This is a genomic window from Agreia sp. Leaf283, from assembly GCF_001422485.1.
GTDB lineage: Bacteria > Actinomycetota > Actinomycetes > Actinomycetales > Microbacteriaceae > Agreia.
The window spans coordinates 222,765-242,977 of the sequence record NZ_LMNF01000002.1; the positions used below are offsets into that span (position 1 = coordinate 222,765).

General features: G+C 69.2%; 17 protein-coding genes. All 17 read right to left on the reverse strand.

Annotation, left to right across the window (positions count from 1 at the left end):
* Window positions 1–38 precede the first annotated feature (38 nt).
* Entirely contained in the window at window positions 39–1,496 is a 1,458-nt protein-coding gene (locus tag ASF51_RS09985; RefSeq protein WP_055928757.1) for a glutamate synthase subunit beta, read from the reverse strand.
* Window positions 1,489–6,135 (reverse strand): glutamate synthase large subunit, encoded by a 4,647-nt coding sequence (gene gltB / locus ASF51_RS09990; RefSeq protein ID WP_082479723.1) that lies wholly within the window; start codon window positions 6,133–6,135, stop codon window positions 1,489–1,491. The genes ASF51_RS09985 and gltB overlap by 8 nt, the downstream gene beginning before the upstream one ends.
* 95 nt (window positions 6,136–6,230) lie before the next feature.
* The gene (gene lgt, locus ASF51_RS09995) at window positions 6,231–7,271 is read right to left on the reverse strand and encodes a prolipoprotein diacylglyceryl transferase (RefSeq protein WP_055928762.1); all 1,041 of its coding nucleotides are present in this window, start codon (window positions 7,269–7,271) and stop codon (window positions 6,231–6,233) included.
* 111 nt (window positions 7,272–7,382) lie between these two features.
* Window positions 7,383–8,186, reverse strand: coding sequence for a tryptophan synthase subunit alpha (gene trpA / locus ASF51_RS10000; RefSeq protein ID WP_055928765.1), 804 nt, complete (start codon window positions 8,184–8,186; stop codon window positions 7,383–7,385).
* Window positions 8,183–9,412, reverse strand: a complete 1,230-nt coding sequence (gene trpB, locus ASF51_RS10005) for a tryptophan synthase subunit beta (protein WP_055928768.1) — start codon at window positions 9,410–9,412, stop codon at window positions 8,183–8,185. Before trpB ends, trpA begins: the two co-directional genes overlap by 4 nt.
* A complete protein-coding gene (gene trpC / locus ASF51_RS10010; protein WP_055928771.1) occupies window positions 9,409–10,188 on the reverse strand; it encodes an indole-3-glycerol phosphate synthase TrpC in 780 nt (259 codons plus the stop codon). Before trpC ends, trpB begins: the two co-directional genes overlap by 4 nt.
* Before the next feature lie 3 nt (window positions 10,189–10,191).
* The gene (locus ASF51_RS10015; protein WP_055928774.1) at window positions 10,192–10,422 is read right to left on the reverse strand and encodes a DUF6704 family protein; all 231 of its coding nucleotides are present in this window, start codon (window positions 10,420–10,422) and stop codon (window positions 10,192–10,194) included.
* 64 nt (window positions 10,423–10,486) lie between these two features.
* Window positions 10,487–11,230 (reverse strand): Trp biosynthesis-associated membrane protein, encoded by a 744-nt coding sequence (locus ASF51_RS10020; protein WP_055928776.1) that lies wholly within the window; start codon window positions 11,228–11,230, stop codon window positions 10,487–10,489.
* Entirely contained in the window at window positions 11,227–12,759 is a 1,533-nt protein-coding gene (locus tag ASF51_RS10025; RefSeq protein WP_055928779.1) for an anthranilate synthase component I, read from the reverse strand. The genes ASF51_RS10020 and ASF51_RS10025 overlap by 4 nt, the downstream gene beginning before the upstream one ends.
* Window positions 12,756–13,133: a phosphoribosyl-AMP cyclohydrolase gene (gene hisI / locus ASF51_RS10030; RefSeq protein WP_055928782.1), complete on the reverse strand. Its 378-nt coding sequence runs from the start codon at window positions 13,131–13,133 to the stop codon at window positions 12,756–12,758. The genes ASF51_RS10025 and hisI overlap by 4 nt, the downstream gene beginning before the upstream one ends.
* On the reverse strand, window positions 13,130–13,891 hold the full coding sequence (hisF, locus tag ASF51_RS10035; protein ID WP_055928786.1) for an imidazole glycerol phosphate synthase subunit HisF: 762 nt from the start codon (window positions 13,889–13,891) through the stop codon (window positions 13,130–13,132). The genes hisI and hisF overlap by 4 nt, the downstream gene beginning before the upstream one ends.
* Window positions 13,892–13,893: 2 nt before the next feature.
* The gene (gene hisG, locus ASF51_RS10040) at window positions 13,894–14,733 is read right to left on the reverse strand and encodes an ATP phosphoribosyltransferase (RefSeq protein WP_055928789.1); all 840 of its coding nucleotides are present in this window, start codon (window positions 14,731–14,733) and stop codon (window positions 13,894–13,896) included.
* 82 nt (window positions 14,734–14,815) lie between these two features.
* On the reverse strand, window positions 14,816–15,079 hold the full coding sequence (locus ASF51_RS10045) for a phosphoribosyl-ATP diphosphatase (protein ID WP_055928791.1): 264 nt from the start codon (window positions 15,077–15,079) through the stop codon (window positions 14,816–14,818).
* A gap of 9 nt (window positions 15,080–15,088) precedes the next feature.
* On the reverse strand, window positions 15,089–15,757 hold the full coding sequence (rpe, locus tag ASF51_RS10050) for a ribulose-phosphate 3-epimerase (protein WP_055928794.1): 669 nt from the start codon (window positions 15,755–15,757) through the stop codon (window positions 15,089–15,091).
* Window positions 15,758–15,800: 43 nt separating this feature from the next.
* Window positions 15,801–17,249 (reverse strand): RsmB/NOP family class I SAM-dependent RNA methyltransferase, encoded by a 1,449-nt coding sequence (locus tag ASF51_RS10055; RefSeq protein ID WP_055928797.1) that lies wholly within the window; start codon window positions 17,247–17,249, stop codon window positions 15,801–15,803.
* A complete protein-coding gene (gene fmt / locus ASF51_RS10060; RefSeq protein WP_055928800.1) occupies window positions 17,246–18,193 on the reverse strand; it encodes a methionyl-tRNA formyltransferase in 948 nt (315 codons plus the stop codon). The genes ASF51_RS10055 and fmt overlap by 4 nt, the downstream gene beginning before the upstream one ends.
* Window positions 18,190–20,211: a hypothetical protein gene (locus ASF51_RS10065; protein ID WP_055928803.1), complete on the reverse strand. Its 2,022-nt coding sequence runs from the start codon at window positions 20,209–20,211 to the stop codon at window positions 18,190–18,192. The genes fmt and ASF51_RS10065 overlap by 4 nt, the downstream gene beginning before the upstream one ends.
* Window positions 20,212–20,213: the final 2 nt, after the last annotated feature.

Sequence of the window (20,213 nt, forward strand, 5' to 3'; positions counted from 1 at the left end):
GGCTGAATCGGATGAAGGATGGAACGGGAAATGACGTTCTAGATGGAGATCGAGCGGTCGGTGGGCTTGACGGGGAACGGAAGTTCCGTGGCACCTTCAAGGTACTCGTCTACGGCCGATGCCGCAGCACGTCCTTCGGCGATGGCCCAGACGATCAGCGACTGGCCGCGGCCCGCGTCTCCGGCTGCGAAGACGCCGGGAACGCTCGTCTGGTAGTCGCCGGCCCGTCCGACGGTGCCGCGATCGTCGAAACGAGCGCCCAGCTGGTTCGTGAGATCGGCGTGCTCGGCTCCCGTAAATCCCAGGGCGAGCAGCACGAGATCGGCGGGGATCTCGCGCTCCGTGCCGGCCTTGGGCACGCGACGGCCGTCGATGAACTCGGTCTCGGCTACACGGATGGCCCGGACCTCGCCGGACTCGTTCGAAAGGAACTCGACCGTGGAGGCGAGGTACTGCCGCTCGCCGCCCTCCTCGTGGGCGCTCGACACCTCGAAGAGCGTCGGGAAGGTCGGCCAGGGCTGGTCGTCGCGTCGCTCGCTGGGCGGCTGGGCGCCGATGGCGAGGTTCGTGACCGAGCGAGCTCCCTGGCGGTGCGCCGTTCCGATGCAGTCGGCGCCCGTGTCTCCACCGCCGAGGACGACGACGTGCTTGTCCTCGGCCGTGATCTGGTCGGCGATCGTGTCGCCGGCGCCGATCCTGTTCTGCTGCACCAGGTAGTCCATGGCGAAGTGCACGCCGGAGAGGTCGCGGCCCGGGATGGGCAGGTCGCGGGGAACCGTCGCACCGGTGCAGACGATCACGGCGTCGTAGCGAGCCCGCAGATCGTCCCACGAGATGTCGACGCCGATGGTGATGCCGGCGCGGAATCGCGTGCCCTCGGCCATCATCTGGTTCAGACGCAGCTCGAGCTGCTTCTTCTCCATCTTGAAGTCGGGGATGCCGTAGCGGAGCAGGCCTCCGATGCGGTCGTCGCGCTCGTAGACGGCGACGGTGTGGCCGGCGCGGGTCAGCTGCTGGGCCGCGGCCAGGCCGGCGGGGCCGGAGCCGACCACGGCGACCGTCTTGCCGCTGAGGCGCTCGGGCGGGTGCGGCTGCACCCAGCCGTTCGCGAACGCCTGGTCGATGATCGACACCTCGACCTGCTTGATCGTGACCGCGGGCTGGTTGATTCCCAGCACGCAGGAGCTCTCGCAGGGCGCCGGGCAGAGCCGGCCCGTGAACTCGGGGAAGTTGTTCGTCGCGTGCAGGCGCTCGATGGCCTGGCGACCCTCGCCCCGGAACATGAGGTCGTTCCACTCGGGAATGAGATTTCCGAGTGGGCAGCCCTGATGACAGAACGGGATGCCGCAGTCCATGCATCGGCCGGCCTGGCGACGGAGCTCCGACGGGTCTCCCTGCTCGTAGACCTCTTTCCAGTCCATGAGCCGCACCGAGACCGGTCGTCTCTTGGGCAGCTCGCGCTCCTGTACCTTCAGGAATCCCTTGGGATCAGCCACCGGTTACCTCCAAAATGCGTCCCCAGACGATGTCGCCATCGGGATCGAGTCCTTCATCGACGGCCGTCTGCCTGGTCTGCAGGACCGCGGCGTAGTCGCGGGGCAGAACCTTGACGAACTCCGTCACGGTCGTGTCGAAATCGGCGAGCATCGCCGCGGCGAGCGTCGATCCCGTCTCGAGTTCGTGGCGCGTGAGCAGATCGCGAACGATCTCCGCATCCGCGCTTCCCAGGGGAAGCAGGCTGAGCTCGCCGCTCGCCAGCGAATCGCGGTTCACGCTCTCGGTGCGCAGGCGGTGAACATAGGCTGTTCCGCCCGACATTCCGGCGCCCAGGTTGCGCCCGGTCGAGCCCAGGATGAGCGCGAGGCCTCCGGTCATGTACTCGAGCGCGTGGTCGCCCACGCCCTCGACGACCGCGGTCGCACCCGAGTTGCGCACGAGGAAGCGCTCCCCCACGATTCCGCGGATGAACATGCTGCCGCGGGTCGCGCCGTAGCCGATGACGTTTCCGGCGATCACGTTGTCTTCCGCCGCGAACTGGCTCTTGCGGTCGGGGCGCACGATGATCTGGCCGCCCGAGAGGCCCTTGCCGACGTAGTCGTTGGAGTCGCCCTCCAGCCGGAGCGTGATGCCCGAGGGCAGGAACGCGCCGAACGACTGTCCGGCGGAGCCGAGCAGCGTGACCTGGATCGTTCCCTCGGGAAGCCCTGCCTCGCCGTGCTGCAGCGTGACCTGGTTGCCCAGCATCGTGCCGACCGCGCGCTCCGTGTTGCGGATCGGCAGCGTGATGGCCACGGGCTCGCCGAACTCGAGTGCGGACTGCGCCTCCCGGATGAGCCGGTTGTCGAAGTGCTTCTCGAGCTCGTGGTCCTGCTTGCGGCGGTTCGAGCGCGGCTCGTCGTCGGTGAACTCCGGTCCGACGAGGATCGGGCTCAGGTCGAGGCCGTCGGCCTTCCAGTGCTCGATCGCGCCGTTCATGTCGATGAGCTCGTGGTGTCCGATCGCCTCTTCGAGCGAGCGGAATCCGAGCTCGGCGAGGTACTCGCGCACCTCCTGCGCCAGGAACTCGAAGAAGTTCACGACGAATTCGGGCTTGCCGGTGAACCGTGCTCGCAGCTCGGGGTTCTGCGTCGCGACGCCGACGGGGCAGGTGTCGAGGTGGCAGACGCGCATGAGGATGCAGCCCTCCACGACGAGGGGCGCCGTGGCGAAACCGTACTCCTCCGCCCCGAGCAGGGCGCCGATGATGACGTCGCGTCCGGTCTTCATCTGGCCGTCGACCTGCACGACGACGCGGTCGCGCATGCCGTTGAGCATGAGCGTCTGCTGCGTCTCCGCGAGTCCGATCTCCCAGGGGGTTCCGGCGTGCTTCAGGGAGTTCAGCGGGCTCGCGCCGGTTCCGCCGTCGTGTCCGGAGACGAGGACGACGTCGGCGAGGGCCTTCGTCACGCCGGCCGCGACCGCGCCGATGCCCGACTGGCTCACCAGCTTGACGTGCACACGGGCCAGAGGGTTGGCGCGCTTGACGTCGAAGATGAGCTGCTTGAGGTCTTCGATCGAGTAGATGTCGTGGTGCGGCGGCGGAGAGATCAGCCCGACACCCGCGGTGGCGTGGCGGGTGCGCGCGACCCAGGGGTAGACCTTCGTGGGCGGCAGCTGGCCGCCCTCGCCGGGCTTGGCGCCCTGCGCCATCTTGAGCTGGATGTCGGTGGCGTGGGTGAGGTACATGCTGGTGACGCCGAAACGACCGGATGCGACCTGCTTGATCGCGCTGCGACGGCGCGGGTCGAGCAGACGGTCGGTGTCCTCTCCGCCCTCTCCGGTGTTCGACTTCGCACCGATCGAGTTCATGGCGATGGCCAGCGTCTCGTGTGCCTCCTGCGAGATGGAGCCGTAGCTCATCGCGCCGGTCGAGAACCGCTTGACGATCGACTCGATCGGCTCGACCTCGTCGAGCGGCACCGGCGGACGGGCGCCGTTGCGCAGCTTGAACAGGCCCCGCAGGGTCATGAGGTTCTCGGCCTGCTCGTCGATCAGCCGCGTGTAGTCGCGGAAGATGTCGTAGCGGCGGTTGCGCGTCGAGTGCTGCAGCCGGAAGACCGTCTCGGGGTTGAAGAGATGAGGCGGGCCCTCGCGGCGCCACTGGTACTCGCCTCCGGTGGCGAGGGGCTCGTGCGCAGACGCGGCCTCGTCTTCGGGGTAGGCGGCGCGGTGCCGGCTGGCGCTCTCGGATGCGACGACGTCGATACCGATTCCGCCCAGCTTGGTGGTGGTTCCGGTGAAGTACTCCTTGACGAAGTCCGTTCCGAGACCGACCGCCTCGAACGCCTGGGCGCCCGCGTAGCTGGACACGGTCGAGATGCCCATCTTCGACATGATCTTGAGAACGCCCTTGCCGAGCGCCTTGATGACGTTCTTGACGGCCTTCTCGGGGGTCAGCCCGGTGAGTCTGCCGCTGCGCACGAGGTTCTCGCAGGTCTCCATGGCGAGATACGGGTTGACCGCAGACGCGCCGTAGCCGATCAGGAGGGCGACGTGGTGCACCTCGCGCACGTCGCCGGCCTCGACGATCAGGCCGACCTTCATGCGGGTCTCCTGGCGGATGAGGTGGTGGTGCACGGCCGAGAGCATGAGCAGCGACGGAACGGGAGCCAGATCCTTGTTGGAGTCCCTGTCCGACAGCACGAGGAAGGCGGCGCCGTTGTCGATGGCCTCGTCGGCCTCGCGGCACATCTCGGCGATCCGCTCCTGCATGGCGAGTGGACCGTCCTCCACGCGGTACAGGCCGCGGATCGTGGTCGTGATGCGGCTGCCGGAGTGCGGATCGATGTGCTGGATCTTCGCGAGTTCGTCGTTGTCGATGACCGGGAAGTCGAGGATGACCTGGCGCGTGTGCTCTGCCGTGGCCGCGAGCAGGTTGCGTTCCGGCCCGAGACCGAGGCGCATGGAGGTGACGACCTCTTCGCGGATCGAGTCGAGCGGCGGGTTGGTCACCTGGGCGAACTGCTGGGTGAAGTAGTCGAAGAGCAGCCGCGGCCGCTCGGAGAGCACAGCGATCGGCGTGTCCGAGCCCATGGCTCCGAGGGGCTCCGCGCCGTTCTTGGCCATCGGCATGAGGAGGATGCGGATCTCCTCCTCCGTGTAGCCGAAGGTGCGCTGGCGCCGCGTGACCGAGGCGGGCGTGTGCACTATGTGCTCGCGCTCGGGGAGATCGCGCAGGTTGATGCGGCCGGCGTCGAGCCATTCAGCATAGGGGCCGGTTTCGGCGAGCGAGTCCTTGATCTCCTCGTCTTCGACGATGCGACCTGCAGCGGTGTCGACCAGGAACATGTTGCCGGGACGAAGGCGTCCCTTGCGTACGACCCTGGCGGGGTCGACGTCGATCACGCCGATCTCGCTGGCGAGCACCACGAGGTCGTCGTCGGTCACGAGGTAGCGTCCGGGGCGGAGGCCGTTGCGGTCGAGGGTGGCCCCGACCAGGTCGCCGTCGGTGAAGACGAGCGCGGCCGGACCGTCCCACGGCTCCATCAGCATGGAGTGGTACTCGTAGAAAGCGCGGTGCTTCTCGTCGAAGTCCGCCTGGTTCTCCCAGGCCTCCGGCACCATCATCATGATCGCGTGCGGCAGCGAACGTCCGGCCAGGGTCAGCAGCTCCACGACCTCGTCGAACGAGGCGGAGTCGCTGGCGCCGGGCGTGACGATCGGCAGCAGCGGGGTCAGGTCGCCCATGACCTCGGACTCGAGCTGCGACTGGCGCGCCCGCATCCAGTTGCGGTTGCCCTGCACGGTGTTGATCTCGCCGTTGTGCGCCATCATGCGCAGCGGCTGGGCGAGAGGCCACGACGGGAACGTGTTGGTGGAGTAGCGCGAGTGCACGAGGGCGAGCTTCGAGGCGAACCGCTCGTCGGAGAGGTCGGGGTAGAACGGCTCGAGCTGGAGCGTCGTGACCATGCCCTTGTAGGTGAGAGTGCGCGACGAGAGCGACATGAAGTACACCTCGAGCTCGCGCTCGGCCCGCTTGCGCAGGCGGTAGGTCAGCCTGTCGAGCGCCAGGCCGGCCAGCGGACCGCGATCGGCGTCGTGGGTCGTGCTGGTGACGAAGAGCTGCCAGATCGCGGGCATGGCCGCGCGGGCGAGTCGTCCGAGCTCGTCGGGACGGATGGGGACCTCGCGCCAGCCCAGGATGCGCAGACCCTCGACCTCGGCGATCTCGGCGATGCGGGCAACGATCGTCTCGCGGTTCGACGGGTCGGTGGGCAGGAAGGCGTTGCCGACGGCGTAGTGCCCGACCGGGGGCAGGTCGGCAGGGCCGACGGCGCGGAGGAACTCGTCGGGGATCTGGGTGAGGATGCCGGCGCCGTCACCCGTTCCGGCGTCGGAGCCGATCGCGCCGCGGTGCTCGAGGTTGCGAAGCGCGCCCAGGGCCGTGTCGATGATGTCGTGCCCTGCGGTTCCACGCAGGGTGGCGACCATGGCGAGGCCGCAGGCGTCCTTCTCCGCCGCGGGGTCGTACAACCCCTGGGCGGCGGGGAGCGTGCTGAAGCGGGTGTGCGATGGGTGCTCGGACCGTGGCTGCTGGGACAAGGAAGTGCCGTCCTCTACGTGATTACTGAAGGATCTGGGACGCCGCTGGCCCATGGAGGGAGGATGCCGGGATGCCCTGTCGGGTCGTGACGGCGATCGTGATGGTCGAGAAGCTGAGTAGGCGAGTTACGCGACTGTGGTTTTCAGTTCTAGGACTTCGCACCGAGAGCGCTTGTGGCGCCTGGTTCGAGGGATTCGTTCTCGGGAGTTCTGGTGGCCCCATCGCCCCTGAGCTCGTCGTCCGAGTAAGTATCGCTCGATTCTACCCCAGCCCCCGCCGGCACCCACTCTGCGCCGGGCCGGTACGGGCCGGGCTCGGCACCGGGGTGCTCGCGATTCTGGATGAGGATGATGAGGAGGCCGACGAGGATGGCGGCCCACGCGCCCCAGACGTTGGTGCGAACGCCGAAGAAGATCTCGCTCGGGTCGACGCGCATCGTCTCGAAGACCGTGCGCCCGATGCCGTACCAGATGAGGTAGACGCCGAACAGCTTGCCCCACTGAAGGTGGAGCTTGCGCTCGAGCAGCAGGATCACGGCGACGCCGGCGAGGTTCCAGATCACCTCGTAGAGGAAGGTGGGGTGGAAGAGGGTTCCGTCGGCGAGGCCCACGGGGAAGGCCGGGTTCGAGGACTCGATCTCGAGACCCCAGGGCAGGTCGGTGGGCGTTCCGAAGAGTTCGTTGTTGAAGTAGTTGCCGAAGCGGCCGGCAGCCTGGGCGAGCAGCATGCCCGGCGCGAGGGCGTCGGCGAAGGTCCAGAAGCGGATGCCGCTCAGACGGCAGCCGATGTAGGCGCCGACCGCGCCGCCGATGAGCGAGCCGAAGATGGCGATGCCGCCCTCCCAGACCGCGAAGACCTTCCACCACTCGATTCCCTCGCCGAAGTAATCGCCGGGGTGCGTGAGCACGTGGTAGATGCGTGCCCCGATGATGCCGAACGGGATCGCCCACAGGATGATGTCGAGCACGACCCCCGGCTCCGCCCCGCGCGCAGTCAGCCGGCGCGAGGTGAGGATGGTGGCGAGCACGATACCCGTGAGGATGCAGAGCGCGTAGACGCGGATCTCGAGCGTGTCGTTGTACTGCGGCAGACCCAGGCTGTGCAGCCATCCGGTCAAGCCGCTGACATCGATTTTCAGGCTCTGCCATTCCGGCGTCGGGCTCGGGATGCTGGTGGGGGCGAAGACCAACGGTTTCGACCTTTCATCGTGTGGTGCTCATGCGGGCGCCCGTCCGCTCGACGAAGCGAGCGGAACGAACAGGAGGGGCTGCTGCTTATTGTAGGACTGCCGGGCAGACGCTCAGCGCGCGGTGCCTGATGCGAGCCGGGCGGTCAGGCGTGCGACGCCTGCGACCCCGTCGTCTGCGAGGGCGCGCACAAGGGCCGATCCGACGATGGCCCCGTCGGCGTAGCCGAGGATCTCGGCGATCTGCTCCGGGGTGGACACGCCGATTCCCACGCAGGCCCTGACGGATCCCACGGAGCGCAGGCGACCGACGAGCGTCTCCGCGGCCGCGCCGAGTTCGGCGCGCGCGCCCGTCGTGCCCATCGTCGAGACGGTGTAGACGAATCCTCTGCTGTTCTCGACGGCGAGCCGCAGCCGTTCATCGGTCGAGGTGGGCGCGGCGAGGAAGACCCTGTCGAGGCCGGTCCTATCGCTCTCGGCGAGCCAGTCCGCTCCGGAGTCGACCGTGAGGTCGGGCGTGATCAGGCCCGCTCCCCCGGCCGAGACGAGGTCGTCGGCGAAGCGGCCGACTCCGTACTGCACGACGGGGTTCCAGTAGGTCATGAGGAGCACGGGCGCGTCGACCCTTGCCCTGATTCTCTCGACGGCCGTGAACGCGTCACGCAGCCGGAAGCCGCCGTCGAGCGAGGCCTGGGTCGCCTTCTGGATGACCGGACCGTCCATCACCGGGTCGGAGTACGGAATGCCGAGCTCGAGAACGTCGACGCCGTTCTCGACCAGGGCGACCGCCGCGTCGACGCTCTCGTCGAGCGTCGGGAATCCGACGGGCAGGTAGCCGATGAGGGCGCCGGCGCGGTTCTGCCTGGTGGCCTCGATGGCGGATGCGACGGGAGACTCGACGACGCGCGCGCCGGTCATGCGCCGGCCCCGGCATCCAGAACGCCGAAGTAGGCGCCCGCGGTCTCGACGTCTTTGTCTCCTCGACCCGACAGGTTCACGAGGATGGTCGCCTTCTCGCCCAGCGTGCGGCCGAGCTCGATGGCGCCGGCGAGGGCGTGCGCCGACTCGATGGCCGGAATGATGCCCTCGGTCTGGCAGAGCAGCCTGAACGCCTGCATGGCGGCCGCGTCGGTGACCGGCGTGTAGGTGGCGCGGCCGATGGATGCGAGCCACGCGTGCTCGGGCCCGACGCCCGGGTAGTCGAGGCCGGCCGAGATGGAGTGCGAGTCGACGGTCTGGCCGTCTTCGTCTTGAAGCATGATGCTGCGCGATCCGTGCAGCACGCCGGGACGGCCCATGGTGATGCTGGCCGCGTGGCGCAGCGTGTCGACGCCGTCGCCGCCGGCCTCGAATCCGTGCAGGGCCACATCGGGGTCGTCGAGGAAGGCGTGGAAGATGCCGATCGCGTTCGATCCGCCGCCCACGCAGGCGACCACTGCATCCGGCAGCGCCCCGGTCAGGTCGATGACCTGCTGGCGGGCCTCTTCTCCGATGACCTTGACGAAGTCGCGCACCATCACGGGGAACGGGTGGGGGCCGGCGACCGTGCCCAGCAGGTAGTGCGTGTTCTCGACGTTCGCGACCCAGTCCCTGAACGCCTCGTTGAGCGCGTCTTTCAAGGTGCGCGTGCCCGTGGTGACGGGAATGACCGTGGCGCCGAGGAGACGCATGCGGGCGACGTTGAGGGCCTGGCGCTCGGTGTCGACCTCGCCCATGTAGACGACGCACTCCATGCCGAAGAGGGCGGCGGCGGTCGCGGTGGCGACGCCGTGCTGGCCCGCTCCGGTCTCGGCGATGAGGCGGGTCTTTCCGATGCGCTTGGCGATGAGGGCCTGGCCGAGCACGTTGCAGATCTTGTGCGATCCGGTGTGGTTCAGGTCTTCGCGCTTCAGCAGGATGCGTGCGCCGCCCGCGTGCTCGGCGAAGCGGGGCACCTCGGTGATGATCGAGGGCCGCCCCGTGTAGGTGCGGTGCAGTTCTGCCAGCTCGCGGTGGAACTCGGGGTCTGCCTTCGCGACGTCGTAGGCGGCGGAGAGTTCGTCGAGGGCGGCGATCAGGGACTCCGGCATGAACCGGCCCCCGAACTCGCCGAAAAACGGACCCTGCTCGTCGCGCAGGTGGGTGGGGGTCGCTTCGATCGTCATGGTGTCACGCTCAGGAATTCTGTGAGGGTCTCGCGCGGGCTTCCGTGGGTGACGAGGGCTTCGCCGACGAGCACGACGTCTGCTCCGGCTCGGCGGTAGTGGGTCACATCGGAGGCGGTCTTGACGGCGGATTCCGCGATGCGGACCGTGCCGTCGGGAATGCTGCCCGCGAGTCGCCCGAAGAGATCGGGGTCGAGCTCGAAGGTGCTGAGGTTGCGTGCGTTGACGCCGATCACGCGGGAACCGAGATCGATCGCCCTGCTGACCTCGTCGGCGGAGTGCGTCTCGACGAGCGCGGTCATACCGAGCTCGGTGATGAGCGCGTGCAGTCGGACGAGGGTCGCCTGGTCGAGCGCGGCGACGATGAGCAGCACCAGGTCTGCGCCCGCGGCACGGGCCTCGAACACCTGGTACTCGAGGCCGATGAAGTCTTTGCGCAGCACGGGGATCGAGATGGCCGCGCGCACGGCACGCAGGTCGTCGAGCGACCCGCCGAAGCGACGGCCCTCGGTGAGCACGCTGACGGCACTGGCCCCGCCGGCCTCGTACTCGCGGGCGAGCGCCTGCGGGTCGACGATGTCGGCGAGGGCGCCCTTCGACGGGCTCGATCGCTTGATCTCGGCGATCACCTTGACGCGATCGGCGGGAGCGAGGAACGAGAGCGCATCGAGGGGCGCGGGTGCGGCCAGGGCGGCGGCCTCGACCGACGCCAGACTCATGGTCTGCTGCCTGGTCGCGGCGTCCTCGACTGCCCCGGCGAGGAGCTGGTCGAGCACCCTCTAGTGTCCTTTGCCTGCGTACCGCGGGCTGTACGCGCCGTAGCCGGCGACGGAGAGGACCTTGCCGAGGATCGCGCCCACGACGAGGAGCCCTGCCGAGGCCCAGACGAGCCACTGCACGTCGAAGAAGAACGCTACGGTGCCGATGCTGAAAGCGATCAGCATCACGATCACGGCCGTCCAGGCTGCAGGCGAGTGGCCGTGACCCGGTTCTTCAGAAACGTTGCTCATGGAACTCCTCTTGTTCGAAGGTCAATTGTAGTCGAAAACGGATGAGCGCTCTTCAGCACCGGGCCTATGCGGTGGGGTCCGTGCCCCGGCTCAGGCTGTCCCAGTTGTCGACCGAAGTCGCCTTGCGGCGTACGGCCGCGTCGTCGGGGCTCTCCGTCACGTCGGGCGCGGACGACGCGTCGGAATCGGTGGACTCGTCGTCTGCGCCGAGCTCGAGCAGTTCGTCGGCGCCGAGCACTCGGCCGTCCTCCGACGCGAAGCGCACGGCCTGGTAACGGCGTCCGGATGCGGGCCAGCGGGTCGTCGTGGCGGCCACGGCGATGCCGAGAACGGCCAGCAGCGCGCCGAGCAGGATGGCGACGACCGGCCAGGCGGTGACGGCCTCGCTGCGCGCGATCGCCTTGATCGACTCCGTTCCGGCGACACCGGTGGCCGCCGTGACGACCGGAGCCCCCGCCGACACCGGGTCGACGAGCGGACCGGTGCCCGAGAGCACGATGCTCGCGCCGAGCAGCACCTGCAGCACCCCGAGCACGATGCGGATCACCGGACCCGCGATCGCCAGCGCGGCGGCGCTGGCGAGTCCTGCGAGGCCGAGCGCGGCCAGGGCCGGCGCCGCCGTCGCCCCGGGCACGTCGAGCGCGCGGCCGGATGCCCCGTCGCCCGTCACGGTCAGGGTTCCCCACGACTGCGACCACGCCAGGAACACGAGGGCGCTCACGACGAGGACCCCGAGGATCATCAGGCCCTTCAGGCGGGCCGAGCCCGGTCTCGAGGCCGGACCCGCAGCATCCGTGTCTGTCGTCATACGATGCGCCTCATGGCGTTCGCGATCGCGACGGCCCGGAGCGGAGCTGCCGCCTTGTTCTGCGACTCGAGGAACTCCGAGTCGGGATCGGAGTCGGCGACGAGTCCGCCGCCGGCCTGCACATGTGCGACGCCCGACTCGATCGTGGCGGTGCGGATCGCAATGGCCAGGTCGGCGTCGCCGGCGAAGCCGAAGTAGCCCACCACTCCCCCGTAGACGCCGCGCTGGGCGGGTTCGAGCTCGTCGATGATCTGCAGGGCCCGGGGCTTGGGAGCGCCCGAGAGGGTGCCTGCGGGGAACGTGGCGCTGAACACGTCGATCGCCGTTACGCCCGGCCTGATGGCCCCCTCGACCGACGAGACGATGTGCATGATGTGGCTGAACCGTTCGATGCGCATGAACTCGGTGACCTCGACCGTGCCGGGCACGCAGACCTTGAGCAGGTCGTTGCGGGCGAGGTCGACGAGCATCAGGTGCTCGGACTTCTCCTTCTCGTCGCCGAGGAGCTCGTGCTCCAGCTCGACGTCGCTCTCGACTGTTGTTCCGCGCGGACGCGATCCCGCGATCGGGTGGGTGAACGCCCGGCCGTTCTCGACCTTGACGAGTGCCTCCGGGCTCGACCCGACGATCGTGTACGGCGTGCCGTCGGGTCGTTCGAGCGCGAGCAGATAGAGGTACGGACTCGGGTTCAGTGTGCGGAGCACGCGGTAGACGTCGATGGGCTCCGCCGTGCACTCGAGGTCGAAGCGCTGCGAGATGACGACCTGGAAGACGTCGCCGTCGCGGATGTGCACCTTGGCGCGCTCGATGGCGTCGAGGAAGTCGTGTCGTTCTGTGCGGGCCAGGGGCAGGCCGGCCGTGTCGAAGTCGGCCTCGTCGAGGCGGGCCTCGCTGGGTTTCGCCAACTCGGCCTGCATCGCGTCGAGACGCTCCTGCGAGTCGCGCCACTGGGCATCCGCATCGCCCTGGGCGTCGGAGAGCACCGTGGCGATGAGCTGCACGGTGCCCGTGAGGTGGTCGATCACGATCAGGTCGCGCACGAAACCCATGGCCTGGCTCGGAACCGCGTAGTCGGCGGGCGGAGCGTCGGGCAGGTGCTCGATCTGACGGATGGTCTCCCAGCCGATGAAACCGACGAGCCCGCCCGTGAGCGGCGGATGGCCGGAGATGACCGGCGTCTGCCACGTGTGGAACAGCTCGGACAACGCAGCCAGGGGCTGCTGCGGCAGGCCCTCGGGGAACGCCTGGGCCTCCGGCAGCCCGAGATCGACCCAGACCGCCTTCTCGGCCTCGCTCGTGAGCACGCCGTAGCTCGAGACGCCGATGAACGAGAATCGCGACCACACGCCGCCCTGTCCGGCGGACTCGAGCAGGAACGACCCTGCGCGGCCTCTCGCCACCTTGCGGTAGACGCCGACCGGTGTCTCGCCGTCGGCGAAGAGGGTTCGGAGAACGGGCAGCACGCGATGCGTGTGAAGGCGCGAATCGAATTCGGCTCTCGTCGTCGACGCGACGCGTCCCCCGATCATGCCGGGGCCTCTGAGAAGCCGAGCACCGGGTCGAGCGGATCGACGTCGAAGCATGCGTGGGCGCCGGTGTGGCAGGCGGCACCGATCTGCTCGACCTGCACGAGCAGCGTGTCGTCGTCGCAGTCGAGAGCGGCCCCGCGCACGTACTGCGCGTGACCCGAGGTGTCTCCCTTGCGCCAGAACTCCTGGCGCGAGCGCGACCAGAAGGTGACACGGCCCTCGGTGAGGGTGCGACGCAGTGCTTCGGCGTTCATGTAGCCCAGCATAAGAACATCCTTGGTGTCCCACTGCTGGATGATCGCGGGAAGGAGGCCGTCGGCCGCGAAGTGTGCCCGCGCGAGCACGGCCTCGACGTCGTCTGGTGTCTGGCTCATCGGATCAGCGCCCCGTCCTGTCTCAGCGTTTCTTTGACCTGGCCGATGGTCAGTTCACGATTGTGGAACACGGACGCGGCGAGCACGGCGTCGGCGCCGGCGCGGACCGCCTCGGGAAAGTGCTCCAGGCGGCCGGCGCCGCCCGACGCGATCACGGGGACCCGGCTGATCGAGCGCATCAGCCCGATGAGCTCGAGGTCGAATCCGTCTTTCGTGCCGTCGGCGTCGATCGAGTTCACGAGCAGCTCGCCGGCACCACGCCTGATCGCCTCCGCGGCCCAGTCGAGGGCATCGAGGCCGGATTCGCGACGGCCGCCGTGCGTGGTCACGACGAAGCCCGAGGGCACCGAATCGCTGCGCTTGATGTCGAGCGAGAGCACGATGACCTGGGCCCCGAACCTGTCGGCGATCTCGTCGATCAGCTCGGGCCTCGCGATCGCCGCGCTGTTCACGCCGATCTTGTCTGCTCCGGAGGCGAGGAGGCGCGCGACGTCCTCGCTCGAGCGCACTCCCCCGCCCACGGTGAGGGGGATGAAGACCTGCTCCGCCGTCTTGCGCACGACGTCGTAGGTGGTCGACCTGTCGTCGACCGTGGCGGTCACGTCGAGGAACGTGAGCTCGTCGGCGCCCTGCTCGGCATAGATGCGAGCGAGCTCGACGGGGTCGCCCGCATCTCGCAGGTTCACGAACTTCACGCCCTTGACGACGCGGCCGGCGGCCACGTCGAGGCAGGGGATGACACGAACGGCGACGGGCATGGTCAGATCCGTGCTGCGTGGATCGGGCTGACCAGGATGGCGCGGGCACCGACGTCGTACAGGGCGTCCATCACCTGGTTCGTGTCTGCCAGCGGAACCATCGATCGCACGGCGACCCACTCGGGGTCGCGCAGCGGCGAGATGGTGGGCGACTCGAGGCCGGGCGTGATGGCGGCCGCGGCGTCGAGCTTCACCAGCGGAACGTCGTAGTCCATCAGCACGTACTGCCGGGCCACGAGCACGCCCTGCAGGCGACGCAGCAGCGTGTCCGCCCCGGGCTTGTCGACGCCGGACGAGATGACGACGGCCGACGATTCGAGGATGACGGGGCCGAAGATCGTGAGCCCGGCCTTCTTGAGCGTGGAGCCCGTCGAGACGACATCGGCGACGGCGTCGGCGACCCCGAGCCTCACGGCCGATTCCACGGCGCCGTCGAGGCGCACAAGAGTGGCGGAGACGGAGTGGCCGGCGAGGAACGCCTTCACGAGCCCCGGATAGCTGGTGGCGACCCGCCGGCCCTCGAGGTCTGACACCGCGGCGAAGTCGCCATCCGGACCCGCGAAGCGGAACGTCGACTCGCCGAACTGCAGCGACGCGATCTCGCGGGCGGGAGACTCGGAGTCGAGGAGCAGGTCGCGCCCGGTGATGCCGATGTCGAGTGCGCCGCTGCCGACGTAGGTGGCGATGTCGCGCGGACGGAGGTAGAAGAACTCCACCCCGTTGCGTTCGTCGACGAGGTGCAGCTCACGGCTGTCGCGTCGGGTCTGGTACCCCGACTCGGCGAGCATCTGCACGGCGGTTTCGGACAGGGAGCCCTTGTTGGGCACCGCGATCTTGAGCATAAGAGTCTTTCGAGTTTTCGACGGGCGAGCCTGGGCTCGCCCGTCTGGACAGCTATGGGTGCGAAACGAGTGGGAGTCGGACTCAGAGATGTCGGTACACGTCGGCGGGGGTGAGTCCCTTGGCGATCAGGAGCACCTGGAGGTGGTACAGCAGCTGGGAGATCTCGGCGACCATCTCGTCGTCGGATTCGTACTCCGCGGCCATCCAGACCTCTGCGGCCTCTTCGACGATCTTCTTGCCGATGAAATGCACGCCGGCGTCGAGTTCGCGCACGGTGCCGGAGCCGTCTGGGCGCTCGAGCGCCTTGGCGCTCAGCTCGGAGAACAGCTCATCGAAAGTCTTCACCTGAGCAGTTTAGGCGACGTGGGTGTGCTCGAGCGCCTTCTGGCGGAGCAGCCCCACCTGCTCACCCGCGTCGTCGGCGCCGAACACGCTCGACCCGGCCACGAAGGTGTCTGCACCCGCGCGCGCGGCGACCTCGATGGTCTGCAGGTTGATGCCCCCGTCGACCTGGAGCCAGACGTCGAGGCCCGAGCGGGAGGCGACCTCGCGCGCGGCGACCAGCTTGCCCATGGTCTCGGGCATGAACGACTGACCGCCGAAGCCGGGCTCGACCGTCATGACCAGTAGCTGGTCGAACTCGTCGAGCACCTCGAGGTAGGGCTCGACCGGGGTTCCGGGCTTGATGGCGAGGCCCGCGCGGGCGCCGATCTGCCGCAGGCGGCGGGCCAGCGCGACGGGCTCGTCGGTGGCCTCGGCGTGGAACGTGACGGAGAAGACGCCGAGCTCGGCGAACGTGGGCGCCCAGCGGTCGACGTCGGTGATCATGAGGTGCATGTCGAGCGGCAGCTCGGTGACCTGGAGCAGCCGCTCCACGACGGGGATGCCGAACGTGAGGTTCGGCACGAAGTGGTTGTCCATCACGTCGACGTGCACCGCATCGGCAGAGGAGATGCGGTCGAGCTCCCTCGCGAGGTGGGCGAAGTCGGCGGCGAGGATGCTGGGATTGATACGCACGGGCATGGGGATCAGCCTATCCAGTGGGATGCGGGCGCCAGGCTGCGGCTCACCGGTGCTCGTCGGCCTTGCGGAAGAGCGCGATGAACATCGCATCCGTGGCATCGATATGGGGCCAGAGCTGCACCTGGGACGGCTCGGTCGCGTCGTGCCGGCCCTGCTCATCGTGCTCGTCGCCGTCGTTACCGCTCGAGATCCGCTCCACGACCGACCGGGTGTCGAGCGCCGAGATGCGGTCTCCCCAACGCGACAGGGCGCCGGCCACCTGGCCGCGCGTCTCGGCCACGTGGGGCGAGCACGTGACGTAGGCCAGGATGCCGCCGGGGCGCAGTGCCTCGATGGCGGAGTCGATGAGTCGTTCCTGCAGCTGCACGAGGTCGGCCACGTCACGCGGGCTCTTGCGCCAGCGCGCTTCGGGTCGACGCCGCAGCGCGCCGAGGCCGGTGCACGGCGCGTCGACCAGGATGCGGTCGAAGGACTGCGGCTGCGCGTCGCCGATCGTCGTTCCGTCGAGCTGCCAGACCTCGGGCGGGTCGGGAATCGCCTCGAGCGCGTTGCGCACCAGCTGGGCGCGGGCGGGCACGGGCTCGTTCGCAGTGAGCACGGCGCCTCCCAGACGCGCCTCCGCGGCGAGCAGGGCGGACTTTCCTCCCGGACCGGCGCAGAGGTCGAGCCACTTCTCGCCCGGGGCGATGGTCGCAGCACGGCTGAGGGCGAGGGCGGCGATCTGCGACCCCTCGTCTTGCACGCGAACGGTTCCGGCCTTGACCTCGTCGATGTCGCTCGGGTCTCCCCCGGTGGCCGAGAAGCCCACGGGAGAGCGACGGGTGGGGCGGCCCGTGATGGTGAGCTGAGAGCGATCCGCGAGCCCGGGAAGCGCCACCAGACCCAGCCGCGGAGGAACGTTGTCGGCCTCGAGCAGATCGCGCAGCTCGTCGTCGAGCGCGTCGGGCGAGACGCCGGACGCGGCCAGGGAGCGGCGGAACGCGCGGATGATCCAGGTCGGGTGCGAGTACTCGGCGGCGAGGCGGGCATCCGAGTCTTTCGCCTCGGCGATCACACGGTCGCGCCACTCGTCGGGCTCGCTGCGCGTGATGGTGCGCAGCACTCCGTTGACGAATCCGGTCGCGGAGCGCGAACTCACGAGGCGAGCGAGTTCGACCGACTCGTTGACGGCCGCGTGGGTGGCCACGCGCATGCCGAGCAGCTGGTGCGCTGCCAGCTCGAGCACGTCGAGCACGACCGGATCGATCTTCTCGACCGGGCGCGCGGCCGCCAGGGAGATGACCCTGTCGTAGTACCCGCGCATCCGGAGCGTGCCGTAGGTGAGTTCGGTGGCCAGGGCGGCGTCGTTGGTCTGCAGCCTGGCCCGCGCGATCTTGGTGGGGAGCAGAAGATTCGCGTAGGCGTCGTCTTCGCGCACGGCCGTGATCACCTCGAGGGCGATTCGGCGCGCGGGCTGCACGATCTGCGAGGGGGCGGGGCGTCGGGCGTTCATGGGGTGTCGAATCTGTCGGATGCGAGTGGGTCGGCGCTGTGGGGACGGCCTGTGGCGAGACCCCGCCACCAGTCGGCGGCGCGCATGGGCTTCTTGCCGGCGGGCTGCACCTTCAGCAGTTCGAGCGGCGAGGTCGCCGTGCCGATCAGCACGCGGGAGCCGTCGCCGGTGAGTTCGCCCGCGCGCAGCGGGGGCGAGTCGTAGGTGGGCGCGGCCTCGAGGATCTTGACCCTCAGACCGTCGACGATCGTGAAGGCGCCCGGTTCGGGCGTGGTGGCCCGGATGCGACGGAACACGGTGTCGAGATCGGCCGTCCAGTCGATGCGGGCGTGCTCGAGGGTGATCTTCGGCGCCGGCGTCGCCTCGCCCTGCTGCTCGGCGGACCGGGCCGTGCCCGCCGCCAGGGCGTCGACGACCTTCAGCGTGAGCTCGGCGCCGTCGTGCGACAGGGCCTCGAGGAGATGCCCCGACGTCTCATGAGCGCCGATGGGTCGGGCGATGCTGTCGAAGATCGGGCCGGCGTCGAGCGCCGGCACCAGCTGGAATACGGTTGCGCCCCCGTCGGCGTCGCCGCCCATGATCGACCACTGCACGGGCGCGGCGCCCCGCCACCGGGGAAGAAGCGAGAAGTGCAGGTTGATCCAGCCGAGGCGCGGCGTCTCGAGGAGCGGACTGCGCACGAGTCCTCCGTAGGCCACGATCACACCGAGGTCGGGCTGCAGGTCTGCGAGCTGCGATGTGACCTCGTCGTCGAGCCTGTTCGCCCGAATGGTGCGGATGCCGAGCTCCTCAGCACGCACGGCGACGGGCGACGGGGTGAGAACGCGCTTTCGGCCCTGCGGGGAATCCTCGCGCGTGACGGCGGCGGCGACCTCGTGGTGCCGGGCGAGCAGGTCGAGAGTGGGAAGGGCGACGGCGGGGGTGCCGGCGAAGACGAGTTTCATTCCAGGATCTCCGTGTCGTCGAATCGAACCCTCAAGACAGGCGGGGGCCTGAAGCTGGTCTTGGTGCCCGTGGCCTTGCTGGTCTGGCGCTTGGTGCGGCCCGTCGAATTGCGGATGATCGACGAGCGAAGGCTGCGCGCGACCTCTGCGCCGAGCGCATAGTCGAACCTGATCGTGGCCCGCACGAGTCCGTCGCCCGCATCGACGGGGCCGAGCACATCAATTGTCGCCGATTCATGACCGTCGACCGAATCGGGCAGTGCCGAGATGGCCTGCTCGACGGTCTCCGCCCGACCGGTGACGGTGGCGAGCCGCACCATGGGCGGGAAGCGGAGTGCCCGCCTGTCGGGCAGCTCCGCGGCGCTGAACCGATGCTGGCTCCAGGTGACGAGTGCGCGCGCGAGCGCTCCCCCGACGCCGACGATGATCGCCGGTGCTCGCGGCGCGGCCAGGGCGATGGCATTCGACCACCAGCGCAGGCAGTCTTCTGCAACGGTCAGGGACTCGCGGGCGAGCATGCGCTCGCCGTCGAGCAGCAGGATGGCACGGTAGCCGCCGGCCGCCACGGGTTCTGCTCCCCGGGTCGCAATGACGAGCGCGGGCTTCGCGTCGACGGTGAGGTGCGGTCTCTCGCCGTCTGAGACGATCACCCGGGTGCCGGGGAAGGCTCGGCCCAGCTCTTCTGCCGTGCGGGCTGTTCCGGCAGTGACCAGCCTGATTCGTGTGGACTCGCAGTGCCGGCAGTGCCAGTCGGCGGCGATGGCTCCGCACAGGTCGCAGGCGGGCGTCTGTCGGGCGCCTCCGATTCGCAGGGCGCCCTCGCAGACCCTGCACCGGGCCGGTGTGCGACAGTCCTGGCAGGCCAGCACGGGCGCGTAGCCGGGGCGGGCCACCTGAACGAGCACGGGACCGTCTTCGAGAGCACGCCGGGCCGTGTTCCACGCCGTCGACGGTATGCGCGCGTGAGCCGCGGCCTCCGCTCCGGGCTGGTCGGCCGTGGGAACCACGTGGGGAAGAACGGCCGGGTCGGGCGCGACGGGCGTCACGTATGCCAGCTCGACCAGGCGCTCGAGCCAGGTGCTGCGCGAGTGCGACGCGAAGAGGAGCGCGCACCCGGACTGCTCCTGTCGGATGAGCGCAATGTCGCGCGTCGACACGTACGGGCTGAGGGGCTCTGTGTGCAGCGGGTCGGCGTCGTCCCAGATCGCGATCAGGCCGAGCCGGCTCGCCGGCGCGTAGACGACCGAGCGGTTGCCCACGATCACCCGGGGAGCGTCTTCGAGACAGCGCAGGAACGCCCGGTACCTGTCGGCGTTGGGTTGGCGGGCGTCGAGCTGGGAGATCAGGTCGAGCGGCACGAGTGCGGAGAGCGCCTGCACGACCTGCTGCTGGTCGCGATAGTCGGGCAGGGCGACGATGGCGGTGCGGCCGGATGCGAGGGTGCGCGCGGCCGCCTCGGCGAGCGTCACGGCCCAGCGCCCGACCCAGATGCCAGGCGACACCTCGTGCACGGCGGGGATCGCGGCCACGGCCAGACGCCGGCCGGCGTCGATCGCCGAATCGATCATGCGATCGCCGTATCCGGTCACCGAGGGGTTAGCGCTGTATCGACTCGGCTGCTCACCGGACTGCTGCTCGAGCTGCCAGGCCTTCTCGACGCGCACCTGGCGCGGAGGCACGGCCAGGCGCACGACGTCGCTCGCGCCGCCGGCGGCGCGCTCCGACACGCGCCGCGCGAGGTTCCAGACCTCCGGCGTGAGCACCGGCACGCTCGACGTGACCTCGTCGAGTTCGCTGAGGGTTCCGGAGAACTCGACCGCCTCTGTGGTCTCGACGATGTAGCCGCGGGCGATACGACCCGCCGAGCGCAGGGGCACCTTCACCCGCACCCCCGGCCTCGCCTGCTCGCGGAGCGCGGCGGGCACGGCGTAGTCGAACAGCCTGTCGAGCTGGGGAAGCGGCGATTCGAGCATCACCCGGGCGATGAGCTGCTGCTCGTGCCCGGCCTGCGCTGTCATCA

Bases quoted from the DNA above. Each gene is read 5' to 3' on its own strand.
- gltB (WP_082479723.1), bottom strand. From the start codon at position 6,135: ATGGGCCAGCGGCGTCCCAGATCCTTCAGTAATCACGTAGAGGACGGC.
- trpA (WP_055928765.1), bottom strand. From the start codon at position 8,186: ATGACCGGCGCGCGCGTCGTCGAGTCTCCCGTCGCATCCGCCATCGAG.
- trpB (WP_055928768.1), bottom strand. From the start codon at position 9,412: ATGACGATCGAAGCGACCCCCACCCACCTGCGCGACGAGCAGGGTCCG.
- ASF51_RS10015 (WP_055928774.1), bottom strand. From the start codon at position 10,422: ATGAGCAACGTTTCTGAAGAACCGGGTCACGGCCACTCGCCTGCAGCC.
- ASF51_RS10020 (WP_055928776.1), bottom strand. From the start codon at position 11,230: ATGACGACAGACACGGATGCTGCGGGTCCGGCCTCGAGACCGGGCTCG.
- ASF51_RS10025 (WP_055928779.1), bottom strand. From the start codon at position 12,759: ATGATCGGGGGACGCGTCGCGTCGACGACGAGAGCCGAATTCGATTCG.
- hisI (WP_055928782.1), bottom strand. From the start codon at position 13,133: ATGAGCCAGACACCAGACGACGTCGAGGCCGTGCTCGCGCGGGCACAC.
- hisF (WP_055928786.1), bottom strand. From the start codon at position 13,891: ATGCCCGTCGCCGTTCGTGTCATCCCCTGCCTCGACGTGGCCGCCGGC.
- hisG (WP_055928789.1), bottom strand. From the start codon at position 14,733: ATGCTCAAGATCGCGGTGCCCAACAAGGGCTCCCTGTCCGAAACCGCC.
- rpe (WP_055928794.1), bottom strand. From the start codon at position 15,757: ATGCCCGTGCGTATCAATCCCAGCATCCTCGCCGCCGACTTCGCCCAC.
- ASF51_RS10055 (WP_055928797.1), bottom strand. From the start codon at position 17,249: ATGAACGCCCGACGCCCCGCCCCCTCGCAGATCGTGCAGCCCGCGCGC.
- fmt (WP_055928800.1), bottom strand. From the start codon at position 18,193: ATGAAACTCGTCTTCGCCGGCACCCCCGCCGTCGCCCTTCCCACTCTC.
- ASF51_RS10065 (WP_055928803.1), bottom strand. From the start codon at position 20,211: ATGACAGCGCAGGCCGGGCACGAGCAGCAGCTCATCGCCCGGGTGATG.